Origin of the sequence: Pseudorhodoplanes sp. (assembly GCA_032027085.1) — a bacterium.
Classification (GTDB): Bacteria; Pseudomonadota; Alphaproteobacteria; order Rhizobiales; family Xanthobacteraceae; genus Pseudorhodoplanes.
This window is the reverse complement of the sequence record JAVSMS010000001.1, coordinates 428,217-444,588: the sequence shown is the minus strand read 5'-3', so window position 1 is coordinate 444,588 and position 16,372 is coordinate 428,217. Positions and strand designations below refer to the sequence as shown.

General features: G+C 60.5%; 11 protein-coding genes and 1 tRNA gene. 2 read left to right on the top strand and 10 right to left on the bottom strand.

Annotated features, from left to right (window positions below; genetic code table 11):
* Positions 1-64 precede the first annotated feature (64 nt).
* Positions 65-826: a crotonase/enoyl-CoA hydratase family protein gene (locus RO009_02165; protein ID MDT3683832.1), complete on the bottom strand. Its 762-nt coding sequence runs from the start codon at positions 824-826 to the stop codon at positions 65-67.
* Positions 823-2,610 (bottom strand): acyl-CoA dehydrogenase, encoded by a 1,788-nt coding sequence (locus RO009_02160; GenBank protein MDT3683831.1) that lies wholly within the window; start codon positions 2,608-2,610, stop codon positions 823-825. The genes RO009_02165 and RO009_02160 overlap by 4 nt, the downstream gene beginning before the upstream one ends.
* Before the next feature lie 187 nt (positions 2,611-2,797).
* Between RO009_02160 and RO009_02155 the strand changes: the two genes are divergently transcribed.
* Positions 2,798-2,872: transfer RNA gene (locus RO009_02155), tRNA-Gln, on the top strand.
* 101 nt (positions 2,873-2,973) lie between these two features.
* Here RO009_02155 and RO009_02150 read toward each other — a convergent pair.
* Both RO009_02150 and fabI read right to left on the bottom strand, forming a co-directional pair.
* Positions 2,974-5,139, bottom strand: a complete 2,166-nt coding sequence (locus RO009_02150; protein MDT3683830.1) for a DUF3141 domain-containing protein — start codon at positions 5,137-5,139, stop codon at positions 2,974-2,976.
* An 86-nt stretch (positions 5,140-5,225) separates the two neighbouring features.
* Entirely contained in the window at positions 5,226-6,008 is a 783-nt protein-coding gene (fabI, locus tag RO009_02145) for an enoyl-ACP reductase FabI (GenBank protein ID MDT3683829.1), read from the bottom strand.
* Positions 6,009-6,669: 661 nt separating this feature from the next.
* Between fabI and RO009_02140 the strand changes: the two genes are divergently transcribed.
* Positions 6,670-8,553, top strand: coding sequence for an ATP-binding protein (locus tag RO009_02140; GenBank protein MDT3683828.1), 1,884 nt, complete (start codon positions 6,670-6,672; stop codon positions 8,551-8,553).
* Positions 8,554-8,610: 57 nt separating this feature from the next.
* On the opposite strand, the gene ppk2 is transcribed toward RO009_02140, so the two are convergent.
* From ppk2 to RO009_02110, 6 genes are all read right to left on the bottom strand, one after another.
* Entirely contained in the window at positions 8,611-9,417 is an 807-nt protein-coding gene (gene ppk2, locus RO009_02135) for a polyphosphate kinase 2 (GenBank protein MDT3683827.1), read from the bottom strand.
* A gap of 222 nt (positions 9,418-9,639) precedes the next feature.
* A complete protein-coding gene (locus tag RO009_02130) occupies positions 9,640-10,854 on the bottom strand; it encodes an acetate/propionate family kinase (GenBank protein MDT3683826.1) in 1,215 nt (404 codons plus the stop codon).
* A gap of 5 nt (positions 10,855-10,859) precedes the next feature.
* On the bottom strand, positions 10,860-11,828 hold the full coding sequence (locus RO009_02125) for a phosphate acetyltransferase (GenBank protein ID MDT3683825.1): 969 nt from the start codon (positions 11,826-11,828) through the stop codon (positions 10,860-10,862).
* Positions 11,829-12,043: 215 nt separating this feature from the next.
* On the bottom strand, positions 12,044-13,744 hold the full coding sequence (locus RO009_02120; GenBank protein ID MDT3683824.1) for a SulP family inorganic anion transporter: 1,701 nt from the start codon (positions 13,742-13,744) through the stop codon (positions 12,044-12,046).
* Positions 13,741-14,661, bottom strand: coding sequence for a formate/nitrite transporter family protein (locus RO009_02115; protein ID MDT3683823.1), 921 nt, complete (start codon positions 14,659-14,661; stop codon positions 13,741-13,743). Before RO009_02115 ends, RO009_02120 begins: the two co-directional genes overlap by 4 nt.
* Before the next feature lie 79 nt (positions 14,662-14,740).
* Positions 14,741-16,342: a TrkA C-terminal domain-containing protein gene (locus RO009_02110; protein MDT3683822.1), complete on the bottom strand. Its 1,602-nt coding sequence runs from the start codon at positions 16,340-16,342 to the stop codon at positions 14,741-14,743.
* Positions 16,343-16,372 lie beyond the last annotated feature (30 nt).

Below are 16,372 nucleotides of genomic sequence, written 5' to 3'. Positions count from 1 at the left end.
CTTAGGGATGCAGTGCCTTCCTGAACGGGGTGGCCGGGTCAAGCCGGACCATGACGATGCAGAGTCACTTCTTCCGCGCAAAAAACGCTTCGAACGCCGCTTTCGCTTCATCCGACTGCAGCCGCACCTTGAAGAAATCCGCCTCCTCGTCGATGCGCGCGAGAATGTCCTCCGGCGCGCCGCGCATGAGCTGGCGCGTGGCGAGAACGGCTTCCGGCGGAAGGCTTGCGATCTTCTGCGCCGCCTTCATCGCTTCGGCGTCGACGTCAGCGGCAGGCACGATGCGATTGACGAGACCGCAGGTTTTCGCGCTCTCGCTGTCCAGCGGCTCTCCCATCGCCAGCAGTGCAAAAGCATGCCGCTGCCCCATAAGACGCGGCGCCAGCAGGCTCGATCCGGCTTCCGGCACAAGACCGAGGCTGACAAAGGGTGTGGCAAACCGCGCGTCGTTCGCCGCGACGACATAATCGCAATGCAGAAGCATGGTGGTGCCGATGCCGATCGCGGCGCCCTGCACGGCGGCGACCAGCGGCTTGCGCGAGCCGGCCAGCGCATAGAGGAAGCGCATGATGGGCTCGCTCAGACCCTCATCGTCCTCGGCGGCGCGCAGGAAATCCTGCAGGTCGTTGCCGGCGCAGAACACGCCGGGCGCGCCCGCGATCACCACGCAGCGGATGTCGCTCCGCTTGTTGGCGCCGGCGAGCGCGTCGGCCATCGCCGCATACATCTCGCCAGTCAGCGCGTTCTTCTTGTCCGCGCGGTTCATCCGGATGAGCCGAACGGCGTTCTCGTCATGAACCGGAACGAGCGGTGTCGAACTGCTCACGCCGCGGCCTCCGGCACCGGCGCCGTGATGATGCTGTCCGCTGCGTCCGTGACGGCCGAAGCGAGGCCGCCCGACTGCACCACAATGTTCTCGGCGCAGAAGCGGGCGAGGGCGATGCGCTCCGCGCTGCGCGCGGCGCCATTGCCGACACGCAAAGCCGCGACGGCTTCTTCGGCCAGCATGCAGCCGCCGGCGGTGTTGCCGAACAGGCGAAGATATGGCGTGGCGCCGGCGAGCGCGTTGTTCGGTGCGGCTTTCAGTTGCGCCAGCAGCCAGTCGGTCGCCCGCTCGAGATCGTCGAGCGCGGCGCCGAGCCTCGCCGCCGTCGCGCCGAAAGCCGGATCGTTGGTCGCCTGCACGCGCTCCGCGATGTCGCGCAGCTCTTTCATATACGCCTTCACGGTCGCGCCGCCGTTCAGCGGCAATTTGCGCGTCACAAGGTCGATCGCCTGGATGCCGTTGGTGCCTTCATATATCGCGGTGATGCGGGCATCGCGCAGACATTGTGCCGCGCCGGTCTCCTCGATGAAGCCCATGCCGCCATGCACCTGAATGCCGAGCGAGGCGACCTCGATGCCCATGTCGCTGGAGAAGGCCTTTGCAACCGGCGTGAGCAGGGCGGCGCGGTCGGCCCCCGCCTTGCGCGCGGCGTCATCCTTGCCGCGCTCGGCGATGTCGAGCGCAACCGCGGTCGCATAGCAGATGGCGCGCGAGGCGCTCGTCATCGCCTGCATGGTGAGCAGCATGCGGCGCACATCGATATGGTCGATGATGAGGACCGACTGGTCGGCCTTCATCCCCGTCGCGCGGCCCTGCTTGCGCTCATGCGCATAGTGCACCGCCTGCTGCAAGGCGCGCTCGCCGATGGCGACGCCCTGCAGGCCGACGGCGAGCCGCGCATCGTTCATCATGGTGAACATGCAGGCCATGCCGGCATTCTCTTCGCCGATCAGAAAGGCGGTGGCGCCGCCCTTGTCGCCATAGACCATGGTGCAGGTGGGCGAGGCATGAATGCCGAGCTTGTGCTCGAGCGAATGCACGCGCACGTCGTTGCGCGCCCCGAGCGAGCCGTCCTTGTTGAGCAGGAATTTCGGAATGAGGAACAGCGAGATGCCTTTGGTGCCGGGCGGCGCATCGGGCAGCCGCGCGAGCACGAAATGGATGATGTTGTCGGTGAGATCGTGCTCGCCGTAAGTGATGAAGATTTTCTGGCCGGTGATCCTGTAGGTGCCGTCGCCCGCGCGCTCGGCTTTGGTGCGCAGCGCGCCGACATCGGAGCCCGCCTGCGGCTCGGTGAGCTGCATCGTGCCCATCCATTCGCCGCTGATCAGCTTGGCCAGATATTTTTCCTTCAGCTCCTGCGAGCCATGCGCCGCCAGCGCGTCGATGCCGGCCATGGTGAGGAGCGGCCCCAGGCCGAACGCCATCGCCGCCGAATTCCACATCTCGAGGCAGGCCGCGTTGAGCGCGCGCGGCAGGCCCTGACCGCCCCATTGCTCGGGCGCGGCGACCCCATTCCAGCCGGCGGCAGCCCAGGAGGTGTAGGCTTCCTTCCAGCCGGGCGGCAGGATCACCCGGCCATCCTTGAGGACGGCGCCGTGCTGGTCGCCCAGCCGGTTGAGGGGGGCGAGGATATCGGTCGCGAAACGGCCGGCTTCATCCAGCACCGCCCGCACATCGTCGGCGCCGAGATCGCCATAAAGGCCGTCGGCGAGCGCCCGGCCCATGCCGGCGGAGTGGGTGAGGGCGAAGGCGATGTCATCCACCGGCGCGCGAAAGGCCATGCGTTTTCTCCCGGAACCGCCGCTTTTTTTGTCCGTTCAGGGCTAGTCCAGCCCATTCGCAGCGTCAATGACATCGGCGACATCGCGGAAAAGTTGATTGCCGCCACGGACATGGCTAGGGTCCGCCCGCCGAAGCGGCCCGGGCGCGACATGCGGCCGGTGCCGGCCGAAGCCCTCCTGACAGCGTTGGGGCGTAGCCAAGTGGTAAGGCAGCGGATTTTGATTCCGCCATTCCCTGGTTCGAATCCAGGCGCCCCAGCCAGTTTTTCTCAAGCCATTCACATTAAACACGCCTCGGAAACAGCGCGCTGAGAGGTGAGAGGGCATGTTGGCATGGAAAGTACCAGGCAGGGCCCCGTGCTGCTATGAATGGAGCGGCCGTTCCGCCGTGCGAGGCGACCGCTTCGGCGACGAGGCATCCTCAACTTCGAATAGAGCGGCGATTTCGCGAAGGCGGATTTCCCCCTCCGGCGGAAGGGCTGCGCTCGACGTGATTACTTGCTTGATGAGTTCGATGGCCTGATGGCGCGCTTTCGAATCCTCGGGCAACAATTCGGGGATTGCCTGGATGGCGGCCTCCCGATCGATCAGCAGCATGAAGAACTGGTCGCGGAGCATGGCCTTGAATGCGGCGAGGGACCGGCGGTTGCGGTCGGTCTGGCTGCGGCGGAAGCGGCGGATTGATTCAAAGCCTCTCTCATCGACCGAGCTGCGCGACATTCCGACGTAAAGAAACGCTCGCGCCGTCGCTTCCGGCAAGCCGCCTTCATGCATGCGAGATCTCAGTTCGGCAATGCGTTTCTCGATCAGTTGCGCGTGCAGCGGATTGCGGCCTGCCTTGCGCCAGGATCCAGCCGACGCCGGATCGACGCCAACCGCTGCCTGCAGGAGAGGTGAGCCATAGACGGAGAGAAATACCGACTCAGACATCTTTTCACCCACATCCCGCCAGAGATCGAGCGTGTCCACGATCAGCCGGGATGTGGTCTCCTGTATCGCCAGAAGCGAATTGTTCGCTGCCACGGGCTTGCGCGCCTCGCGCGCCTGTTGGGCGGCTTTTTCGATCCATGCCATCGCCGGATTGGTGCTGGCGAAAAGCTCGTACTGCAGACGTAGGGGATGCATCCGGCGCGTCAGCTCCGCCGTCTGCGGCGTCATGAAGGTTCGAACGAGCGGTTGCATAAAGCTTCGGTACAGTGACCGATTGATCTCGGAGATGCGGGCGACAGTCTCAAAGCACCGTTCGTCCGCGGCGTCGTTGCAACCGAGTGCCCTGATGTCGTCGAGCGTTCTCGCCTCGCAACGCATGATCCAGTCGCCGCTGACAAGGTCGGAGGCGTCCGCGCCGGTGTTCGGCGTGAAAACCGCCTCATAGAGGCCGGGTGGCAGGACGTCGATCAGATCGATGTTGCCGGAAAACTCGCTGTGTTCTTTCTTTGCCACCGAGCCCGACACGAAAATGCCGAGATGGCCGGCGGTGTCGTGCACAGTATAGACAATGGTCTGGCCATAGGATCGAATCTGGTCGGCATCGTCGTAGAGGTCCAGAATCCAGTCAAGCGCCTGTTGCGGCGGCGTGATGTTGTCGCCTTTCGAGCAGAAAATGACGATCGGAGAGCGGATGTTGCGTAGGTCAATTGACGTGCCATCGGACGTCTGTACGCGGCCGGCCGCCAGATTGTTGCCAACGAATAGCTGATCAACGATGAACTGGATCTCTTCACCGTTGAGATAGACGTGTCCGCCCCACCAGCGTTCAAAATCGAGATAGCGCTCCGCTTCGCTGTCGACCTTCGAATACAGATTATATTGCTTGGCCCACAGGGTGTTGGACGGGTTGAGGTTCTCGAAATTCTGCACTAGCCCCGCACCATCGAACTTGCCGGCGCCGAGATCGCTGGCGAATGCCGTCAGCCAGCTTCCGCCCAGGAGACCGCCCGTGTACCGCATTGGATTCTTTCCATGCACGCCTGCCCAGTAGGACAGGGGCGATCCGGCAACGATCAGCGGTCCAAACAATTCCGGGCGCAGCGCCGCCAGCATCATCAGCGCCCACCCGGCTTGGCAATTGCCGATGACGCAGGGCTTGCCCTCGGCCTGCGGATGCCGTTCGATCACGATCTCAAGGAACGTCGCCTCCGCGCGCAGGATGTCTTCGATCGTTTGGCCGGCCATCGGCTCCGGCGTGAAGCCGATGAAGTAGCAGGGGTGCCCGGCCTTGAGAGCCACGCCGATTTCGCTGTCGGCCTTGAATCCGCCGATACCGGGGCCATGTCCCGCGCGCGGATCGATGACCACGAACGGCCGTTTGGCAAGATCAATGGTAATGTTCTTAGGAGGGACAATCCTGACCAGCCCGTAATTGACAGGCCGTTCGAATGTCCGGCCGTCGGAAACAAGCTCGACATCATAATCGAGCACGTGCGGAACGGTTTCAGTCGCATGTTCCTTGTATGCATTCCCGCGCCGGCGCAGCACATCCCAGAACAGAATGCTTCGCTGCGCGGCATCAATCCAGTACTCGGTCATCGCGCCGAGAGTCGGAATGGCGAGCTGTACGGGCGTTTTCGTCTTGTCGGCCGGATGAGTTGACATTTGCGCCTCCGCGGCGATGGTCAGTCGATCAAATGGTAGCCGCCATCGATGTAAAGCGTTTCACCGGTGATCAGCCGTGCCGCATCGTGCGCCAGGAATGCAGTGGCAACACCGACATCGTCGATGCTGACTAGGCTTCGGGCCGGGGCCTTTGCTTTTGCCTTTTCAAGCAGCGCATCAAACTCGGCGATGCCGGATGCGGCTCGGGTCGCAAGGGGGCCCGGGGAGATTGCGTGTACGCGAATTCCCTTCGGGCCCAGTTCCGCCGCGATATATTTCACCGCGCATTCGAGCGCGGCCTTGGCAATACCCATGATGTTGTAGTTTTTGATGACCATCTGGCTGCCGTAGTAGGTCATGGTGAACAGGGTGCCCCCTTTTTTCATCAGCGGTTCGGCGAGATGCGCCATGCGGATGAACGTCCAACAGGACACGTCCATCGTTGTCAGAAATCCATCGCGCGGCGCGTCCACGACCCGGCTCTGGAGTGTTGGCTTGGGTGAAAAAGCAATGGAGTGCACGACGAAATCGAGCTGGCCCCATTCTTTCTTGATCCGCTCGAACACCGCTTCCATCTCGCCCGGCACGTTGACGTCGAGCGGCATGACGATCGGCGATTCAAGGGCGGTAGCAAGCGGCTCCACATATTTGAGAGCCTTTTCGTTGAGATAGGTGACCGCGACCTCCGCGCCAAACGCCCGGAAAGCCTTGGCGCAGCCCCACGCGATGGACTGATCGTTGGCGATGCCGACCACAAGGCCGCGCTTGCCAGCCAGAAGTTTCGCCTTGACGGGCGGGATCATCGACAGCTGCTTCTTGCCATCGGCCCTGGCGGGTTGCTCCTTCAGATAGATGTCAGCGATGTTTTCAAGGATCCGGAAGGCCTGCCGTCTGTCTTTCGCGTCGTTGATATGAACGATTTCGCGTCCGTTGACCCTGAGGCGGCCCTCGCCCCATGGCGCGACGCTGATCTCAAGATTGTGCGCGCCGACTTTGGTGGAGAATTCCTGCAGCGTCGCGCCCTTGCCCGCTGAAAGCTCTTCGTTGGTCGTCCAGCTGAAACTGTTCGACGTCATTCGTGTCTCCGGCGCTGCCAGTTGCGGGAACCTCTGGTCTGCTCCAGCCCGGGAGGCGGAACTCAGTGGCCGAAACCTCCGCTCATACTCGACGCTGCACCGCAATGAATCCACTATACTTCAATATGATTGGTCCCATCCCGGCGGCGAATTGGTCGTGAAAACAGGCTGCGATCTGCGTGTGATGGTTTGGTCACATTGATGCAGACGGTGAAACACGCAACAGGGTGAGGGACAGGGTGATCCGGGGCGAAGAGCTGGACAGGGAAGCTGATTGTGGTTGCCAGCGGCGGCGATAGATACTGGCGGCCAATTGGGCAGGATTTGGCTTCCTATTTTTATGTCACTGTGATGCAATCTACTGAAAATGACTGACGCGACTGGAGCAATGCAGGTGACAAGGCTTTGCAATCGTGCCGGCACGGTTGCTGTGATTCTCTTTCTTTTTTGCATTTCAGCGCCGTGCGGTCACGCGGTCGAATTCAAAGATGTTCTGGTGCTGCATTCCTTCGGCCGCGAGTTCAAGCCGTGGAGTGAATATGCCAGAGCGATCCGGCTGGAGCTTGAGCGGCAATCGCCGTGGCCGCTCAATATTCAGGAACACGCCCTGATTTCGGCGCGTTCAAGCGACGAAAATCCGGAGGCCGCGTTCGTCGAGTATCTTCATGCCTTGTACAAGCATAGGGCGCCGGACCTGATTGTCAGTATTGGTGCGCCCGCAGCAGGGTTTGTGCAGAAGCACCGGCACAGATTATTTCCTGCGGCGCCAATGATCCTGACCGTGGTAGACCAGCGGCGAGTGCAATATGCGGCGCTTGGTCCAAAGGACATTGTTGCCGCGGTTGCAATCGATTATCGCGCGGCCCTGGACAATATTCTCCGCGTACTCCCGGACACCAATCACATTGCTGTTGTTGTGGGAGCATCTCCGATCGAGAAGTACTGGCGAGACGAAATTTCGCGAAGCGCCGGGAGCCTAAATGATCGGGTCAAGTTCACCTGGTACGATTCATTTTCCTTCGAGGACATCCTGAAGCATGCGGCAGACCTTCCACCGAATTCGGCGCTGTTCTGGGAACTGATGATTGTCGACGCGGACGGGGTTGTTCACGAAGAAAGCAGCGCGTTGAGACGTCTGCACGCCGTCGCAAATGCGCCCATTTTCAGCTATTCGGACGCGTTTTTCGGACGCGAGATCGTCGGAGGACCGCATGTTCCGGTGCTGGAGACGGGACGGCAGGTCGGAGCGGTCGCCGTGCGTGTGCTCGGCGGCGAAGATCCCGAGACTATAAAAGTTCAACCCGTCGGCATGGGGACGCCGAAGTTCGATTGGCGGGAAATGCAGCGGTGGGGTATTGCGGAAAGCCGCCTGCCGCCAGGCAGCGAGGTACATTTCCGCAGCCTGACCGCCTGGCAGCAATACCCGTTTCAGATAGCTGGTGGGATCGCGGCCGTGCTGATTCAGGCTTGCGTGATCATGTGGCTGCTTTACGAGCATCGCCGCCGCCATCAGGCAGAGCTTCGGACACGAGACACCATGGCGGAATTGCAGAACGTGAACCGCCTGGCCGTGGCCGGAGAATTGTCGGCATCGATCGCACATGAGGTGAGGCAGCCGCTGGCGGCGGCCGGCGCCAGCGCCTATGCGGCCCTCAACTGGCTTACGACCGGGCGGGTGAACGTCGACGAGGCGCGCAGCTCCCTGAACCAGATCGTGACCTCCGTGCATCGCGCCAACGAGGTGATCGCAGGTGTGCTGGCGATGTTCAGCGGCAGGGAACGGCACAAGGAGTCGATCGACCTTAACGAACTTGTCCGGTCCGTGCTGACTACCCTTCAGGTCAATCTGCGACGCCACGGCATTTCGCTCGAAACCCAGCTTGACGATCAGCTTCCATTGGTCGAAGCGAACAGGATCCAGTTAAAGCAGGTTGTGCTCAACCTCCTGATGAATGCGATTGAGTCGATGGAGACGACGACGGTTCGGAAGTTGCTCGTGCGATCGGAGGAACACGCGGGAGACAGGGTCTGCATAAGAATTGAAGATACTGGGATCGGCATCGATCCGGAGCATCTAAAATCCATCTTCAAGCCCTTGTTCACGACCAAGCCCCGGGGCGTAGGGATGGGGCTGGTAATCTCCCACTCAATTGTCGTGGCGCATGGAGGCGCCATTCGGGCATCTGTGCGACCCGGCGGGGGAGCGATCGTTGAGTTCGAGCTGCCGCAACGTGACGGCGATGTATCGGCACAGGCCGGCAGTCGGCCCTAGTCGCGCGCGGTCAATCCGCGTGTCGTGCTGACAGCAAGATTACTCATCGAATTTGTCTCAGTACAATTGCGTGACGAACTTGCGGCCGCTCGCCTTCAGCGCATCATTGTATTTGTTCTTGTTCGATCTGGGCGGAAGCCTGACCTTGTCCTTGTGTATCCTCTTGTAAGGGATGATGCTGAGAAGATGCGCGATGCAGTTGAGGCGCGCACGGCGTTTATCGTCGGAGTGAACAATATACCATGGAGCATGTCTGCTGTCGGTCATCTTCAGCATCATGTCTCTTGCGCGCGAATAGTCGTACCAGCGGCGATAGGATTCAATATCCATGGGGCTGAGCTTCCACTGGCGGAGAGGGTCGTTGATGCGCGCCGCAAAACGCCGCTCCTGTTCATCCTTGCCGACCTCGAGCCAGACCTTGATGAGGATGATGCCGGCATCGACCACGTGCTTTTCAATCTCAGGGCAGAGCTGGAGAAAACGGTGATGCTCCTTGTCGCCGCAAAAGCCCATCACGTATTCGACGCCGGCGCGATTGTACCAGCTGCGATCGAATATGACGATTTCGCCTGCTGCGGGGAAGCGCTCGATGTAGCGTTGAATGAACATCTGTGTCTTCTGTCGATCCGACGGCGAGGGCAGGGCCTCGACGCGGAAAACGCGGGGACTGACCTTTTCGGTGATGGCCTTGATCGTTCCGCCTTTGCCGGCGGCGTCTCGCCCTTCGAAAACAATGATGATTCTGGCGCCTTTTTCCTTCACCCAGTCCTGCAAGTGACAAAGCTTGACCTGGAGCTTCTGCAGCGCTTTTTCATAATCCTTGCGTTTCATCTTGTTGTTCTTCGGAGTGGCACCTTTGGCCATTGTGAAATCCTGTGTTCTCAAGAGATGTCGGTGTCGTGGCCGTTCTGCAATTTGACAAAATCCAGAATCTGCTTCAGCCGGTCGGCTGATGCGTGCAGTCCGATGCAACGCAGTTTTCGGATCAGTATTATCCACTCATGGGACTGGCGCTGTTCATCGGTGATCAGAGTCTGTTTTTTAGTGTCGCTTTGCATGAGATGATATGTACGAAGGAGAGAGCCATCAGCTCGCAGCTGCTGCGCTGTGAGGCTGGGTCGCGCCTGCTGACACTGCTGCAAGGACGTGCCGGGCGATCATCAGTTCCTCGTTGGTGGGGATGACAAGCACATGCACCCGACTACCCGGCGCGGAAATTGACAGCGCGCCATCGCTGTTCGAAGCGGCATCGAGCCTTGCACCGAGCCATGCGAGCCGCTGCGTGATACGCTCCCGCAGGACAGCGGATCGCTCGCCAATCCCGGCCGTAAAAACGAATGCGTCGAGTCCGCCAAGGCTCGCTGCGAGCATGCCGGCATAAAGGCCGACCCTGTACACAAAATGCTCGAGTGCCAGCGATGCGCCAGGCTCCGAACTTTCCAGAAGCGTGCGAACGTCGTTGCTGATGCCCGACAGGCCCCTCAAACCGCAATTTTTGTAAAGGAAGTCCTGAGCAGTGGCAGCATCCATACCCTTTTCGGTAAGGAGATAAAGCACAACGCCCGGATCAAGCTGGCCGGGCCGGGTGCCCATCGGCAGGCCGTCGAGAGCGGTGAATCCCATGGTGCTTTCCACGCTTCGGCCTTGCGAGACCGCACACATTGACGCGCCACTACCGAGATGCGCAATGACGATGCGACCCTCGGCTGCTTCGGGCATCACTTCGCGCAGCCGGCTGACAACGTACTCGTATGAGAGTCCGTGAAATCCGTAGCGCCGCACGCCCTCGTCATAGAGTGATCCGGGAATGGCGTAGCAGTCCGCCACCTTGTCATGTCCGCGATGGAACGCCGTGTCGAAGCACGCGACCTGCGGCATGTCCGGGAAACGCTCCATCAGGATTCGGATCGGCGCCAGATTGTTCGGCTGATGCAATGGGGCCAGCGGGATAAACCGTTCCAGATCCGAGAGTACGGTCGTGGTTACCAGCGTCGGGCGATCGTAGCGCGGTCCACCGTGGACGACCCGATGTCCAATGGCATCGAAACTCACGCGCTGTATTTCCCGCAGCCATTGGCCGGCGGTGCGCATGGCGGTGGTGACATCGGGGATGTCGGTTGCGGAATAGGACTGGTCGACAAGTATTTCCTCGTCGGCGCCGGAGGCGCACAGCCGGGGCCGTACGCCGATTCCGTCAACGTCCCCCTTCACGATCTGGCGAAGTGACTGCTCGCCGTCGACCGAGAACACGCGGAACTTCACGCTGGACGAGCCAGAATTCACCACAAGTATCGTCCTGATCCCGCTCATGCCGCGGGCAATACCGTGTTGCGCCGGCGTGCATCCGCGTAGAGTGACGCGATTGCACAGGACGCCATGCGTGCGCGGACATTGTCGGCGCGGGATGTCAGGATGACTGGCACGCGCGCGCCCAGCACGATGCCCGCGGCGTCCGCTTGCGACAGGAAGATCAGGTTCTTCGCCAGCATATTCCCAGCCTCAAGGTTGGGAACGACGAGAATCTGGGCGCGGCCTGCGACTTCGGACTTGATGCCCTTTATCCTCGCTGCTTCCTCGTCGATCGCGTTGTCGAATGCAAGGGGGCCGTCCAGAATGCCGCCGGTGATCTGCCCACGGTCGGCCATCTTGCAGAGCGCGGCGGCATCGATAGTCGATGGTATTTTCGAGGTGACGGTTTCGACTGCCGACAAAATCGCAACCCTTGGCGTTCCCAGGCCAATCTGAGTGAAGAGATCAATTGCATTCTGGACGATGTCGCGCTTGACATCGAGGTCCGGCGCGATGTTGATCGCGGCGTCGGTGACGAACAATGTGTCCTTGTGCGTTGGGGCGTCCATCACGAAGACATGGCTGATGCGCCGCGCCGTCCGCAGGCCGTGCGAGGAGGACGTGATTGCGCGCATCAATTCATCAGTGTGCAGGCTGCCCTTCATAATCAGCTCGGCCTTGCCTGCTCGAACGAGTTCGACGGCGGCTGCGGCTGCCGCCTCGCTGTACGGCGAATCGATCATTTCAAATTGTCCGATGTCGATGCCAGAATCCCGCGCCACCTTGGATATGCGCGCGACCGGGCCGACCAGAATTGGCCGGATGAGATTTGCTTCCGCCGCCTCAATCGCGCCGCGCAGCGAGGTTTCATCGCAGGGGTGAACGACAACAGTTGCGGCCGAGGGAACGGTGGTCGCAGCTGATATCAACCGTTCATATTTTGCATGTGGAGGGCGACTGGTCTGGTCGATGGGAGTGACTGCCATTGGGTTGTCCTCGCGCGGCAAGTCTTGCGAAGAATTGCGGTCGCCTGCGCGTAACGACTCGGCTGAAGTTGCACGCCGTCGGAGCAGTTGTCATTGCTACAATGATTTTCCTGCATCGAAGGTGCGACCGGAACTCAAGCTAAAGCGGACCACACGAGCGCGGATCGGAGAAACTATACTTAGGTTTAAGCGCATTCCGGTTTCGCCAAGGCCGTCTACCTGCGCTCGCTTTCGAAGTCGTCGAGCAGACGGGCCAGGGTCAGTTGGCGCCCAATGCCGGCAACCTTTCCGCTCAACCCGTCGGATCTGAGAAAGTCCCGCACATATCCGTGCGCGCCGACGATGCGCAGCGGGACGTCATTTGGACGGAGACAGGCCTCAAGCCTGTGCAGCATTTGCGATCCGGCCAGATCGATGAAGGGGGAAGCAGACAAGTCGCAGATAACGAGACGGATATTTGACGGATCGAGAGCTTTCAATCGCTCGCACACGGCAGTGTACACCGCGTCTGCATTGACGTAGATCAGCGATGCTTCCGGACGGAAGGCGATTACACCGGCCAGTTCCTCGTTTTCCGGATGGCGGGCCATGTCGGAATAGCTTCTCGTTCCGGGAATTCTTCCAAGGAATGCAACATGTGGACGCGATACGCGAAAGAGCAGCAGCAGAATGCTGCAGAAGGCGGCCAGCATGATTCCCTGCAGGATTCCAAACAAAAGCACCGCAACGAGCGCGATAAGTGCAGCATAAAAGTCCAGACTGCTGACGCGCCACATATGCGCCAGCTTGCCGAAATCGAACAGGCCCAAGATGGCCGTCAGCACGATGGCCGCGAGTACGGTCTTGGGCAGGTTCTCCAGAAGGCCAGTGAGAAAAAAAAGACATATTCCAAGCGCGACCGAGGCGAATAACAGCGCGGCCTGGCTGCGCGCGCCGGCTTTGTCGTTGACGGCGGATTGCGACAGGCCCCCGGCCACGGGATAACCCTGCCCGAGGGCAGCGGCGAGATTCGCCGCGCCGAGGCCAAGGAATTCCTGGCGCGGATCAATTTCATAGCCATGCTTCGCAGCGAAGGTTCGCGCGGCCGATATTCCCTCGACATAGGCGAGCAGCAGGCAGCCGGCGGCGAGCGGGACAATGCCCTCGATGTCGGATGGTCGCAGCGCCGGGCCTGACAGCGCGGGCAGTCCGGAGGGAATGAGGCCGGTCACGGGAACACCAGAGGCGGCCAGATCGAGCTGGGTCGCCGTGAGAATAGCCAAAGCGACAATTCCGAGCGCGATCGGCCGACCAGGCAGGATGCGTTCGCCCAACATGAGCAACATCAACGCCATGAGGCCAATGGCCAGGACCGCAATCCTGATGTCGTCCAGTTGCCCGGCGAGCGCCACCAAGCGTTCGACAAAGTTATGCCCGCCGCCCGCCACGCCCATCAGGCTGGGCAGCTGCGTCATGGCGATGGTCAAGCCAGCGCCGATCTTGAAGCCAACCAGCACGCTGTCGCTGATCAGCAGCACAAGCATGCTGAGACGCAAGCTCCAGGCGAGCAGAGACAGGCCTGCAACGACGAAAGCGGTGAGGGCAGCAATTTCGGCATAGCGCTGAGCGTCGCCTGCGGCCATCATCCCGACACTGGCCGCGATCATGAGAGAGATTGCCGATGTCGGGCCGACAGCAAGGTGCCGCGACGAGCCGAGCAGGGCATAGCCCAGCCCGCCGAGCAGATAGCCATAGATGCCGACCTGCGGCGGCAGGCCGGCGAGGTTGGCATAGGCCAATGACACCGGGATGGCATAGGCGGCCAGCGTCAAGCCCGCAATCGCATCGCGACCGATCCACGCCGCCTTGTAGTCACGCAGCCACGACAGAACCGAGAGGGATCCCAGGGTCTTCCGCAGGGCCGCAGTGCTCATCATGTCGCTTTTTTTCGCAGATAAACGAACCAGTAGACGGCGGCGACAAATACAGATCCACCAATGATGTTACCAATAGTCACTGGGATGAGATTGCTGAAAAAACCGTCCCAGGTCAGGGCTGGGAAATCGGCTGGCGTCTTCCCGATTGATGTCCAGAATGACTCAGGCGCGCCGGACTTGATCAGAAGGCCGACCGGAATGAAATAGATATTCGCGATGCTGTGTTCGAAACCGGATGCAACAAATGCCGTGATGGGTGGGACGACGGTGACGACGCGGTCTATTGTGGTTCTGGCGCAGTAGCACATCCAGACCGCCAGGCAGACCAAGGCATTGCACAGAAGGCCGAGAATGAGTGCGGGAAAGAACGCGAGCGCAGCCTTGCCGTTAGCGGTCGCGAGAGCCGCAAGGCCAACGGTTCCGTTTCCGAACGTATACTGTGTGCTCAGAAATACCATAACGGCCATGGCGAGCGTGCCGATCGCATTTCCTGCGAAGGCTACGAGCCAGTTGTTCAGAAGCGCCCCGGTCGTCACCTTGCGATTCGCCCAGGCCATGACAATCATGTTGTTGCCGGTAAAGAGTTCGGCTCCTCCGACCACAACCATGATCAGACCCAGGGAAAAGGCCAGACCCGTCAAAAGACGCATGAGGCCATAAGGCAACGATGCCGAAATTGGTCCGCCGGAATCGGGCGCGATCAGGAGGCCTCCCGCGCCGACTGTTGTGGCAAGAACAGCCCCAAACGCGATGAAGGCGCCGGCCATGACGCTGAGCACGAAGACCGTCAGGGAATCCATTGAGGCCCGCTTGATGCCGCCTTCTTCTGCGCGGGCAGCCATGGTGGCCGGCAGGATGGTTTCGAAGGTTATGGTCTGCGGCAGCGTTTCGTCGTTTGCTTTGGTCGGGCCGGGCATGTGTCGTTCCGCCATTGCCGTAAGCGCGCCGGAACCTGCGATCTTCCGGTTCGCGGCTGTGTACTATCAATCCGCCTTGTCAGCCGGGGGCGGCAATGAACAAAAGCCCGATGATCTGAACCGCGATGACTTTCACAATGGTCATCGACGGAAAGATCATTGCGTAGGCGACGTCCGGCCGTTCGGTCGGAGCCATGCGGGTGGAATACACGAGAATAGCCGGATTGCCGGTCGCGCCGGATGCGACGCCGACGAGGTCGTCGTAGGGGATCTTCATGAGGTAGTGGCCGACAAAAAGAACGATGATCATCGTCGTGAGCAGCACGGCCATGCCAATAAAGAGCATGGTGAGGCCCGCATCGGTGACCGTGCGCACAAATGGCTGGCCCGCATTGATGCCAACGGCCGCAAGGAAGATCGAAAGGCCGAAATTACGAAGGACAATGTTCGCGGGTAGGGGCATGGTCCACAATATCGGGCCGGTGCGGCGCAACCTGCCCAGGATGAGTGCGACAATGAGCGGTCCGCCACCAATGCCGAGGTTGACAGTGCCCAGGCCGGGTATAGGAATCGGGATCAGTCCAAGCAACACGCCGAGCACCATGCCGACACCAAGCGACACATAGCTGAATTCGGCTGCTGCCTTGACGGTATCTCCGAAGTGGTGCCGCACCTCCTGTTTCCGCTCCGGTGGCATCAGCACACCGATGCGATCCCCGAATTCAAGCATCAGATCGGGGGTCGGTACGATGTCGGCGTCATAGCGGCGCACATGAAGGATATGCATCGGAAATCCGGTCGGCATAGGCAGTTTGGAGAGCGGAATTCCGACCACTCCTGCTTTCCCGACAAACACGCGGATGTAATCAAGTGATGAACGGTCCGACACAACGCGGCCCGGATCCAGATGGCCGATTTTGGCCGCCGCATTTTCGATTGCCCGTTGCTGATCCGCGATCACAAGAACCGCGTCGCCCGCATTTAGCATGGTGTCCGGCTTGGGAACGAAGCTTTCCTGACCCTTGCGGATCATTGTGACCTGGACGCCATCTGGAAGCTCATTGCCGAGCTCACTCAGCGTTCGACTGGCTTGCGTGGCACCAAGGGTAATTTCCGCCATGTGGAATTTCTGCGCCTTGAGCGGAAACTTTGGCTGGACCTTCCGTGTCATGAAGTAAATGCACAGGATCGGACCGATGACGCCAAACGGATAGGCGATCGAATATCCGATCGATGGTTCGCTGTTGTGCATCACCTCAAGAGCCGCCTGTAGCGTGGCAGTGCTGGTCATCGAGCCGGCAAAGATGCCAAGGGTGTGGCCGATTTTAATTCCGAAAGCATGACCCAGCCCGAGCGCAACCAGAAGACTCGCGACGACGGCGACAAGCGCCAGCAAATTGTATCTTCGGCCCTCCGCGCCAGCCATGCCTTCGAAGAACTGTCGGCCGTAAAGAATGCCAATTCCATAAAGGAACATGATGAGGCCGGTCAGGCTGATTGGACCGGTGATTTGCGATTTCGGCGCAAATGCACCAATAGCAAGTCCTACAAACAAGACGGCTCCGACCCCGAGCGAAAAACCGCCAATGCTGACCTGGCCAACCAGATAACCGACGCCGATGGCGAGAAACAGAGCCAGGATCGGCTGGGTTCCTATGATCTCACTCGCCATTTGCAGCATGAATCCCCTCCCGGCAAAATCGCTTTATCG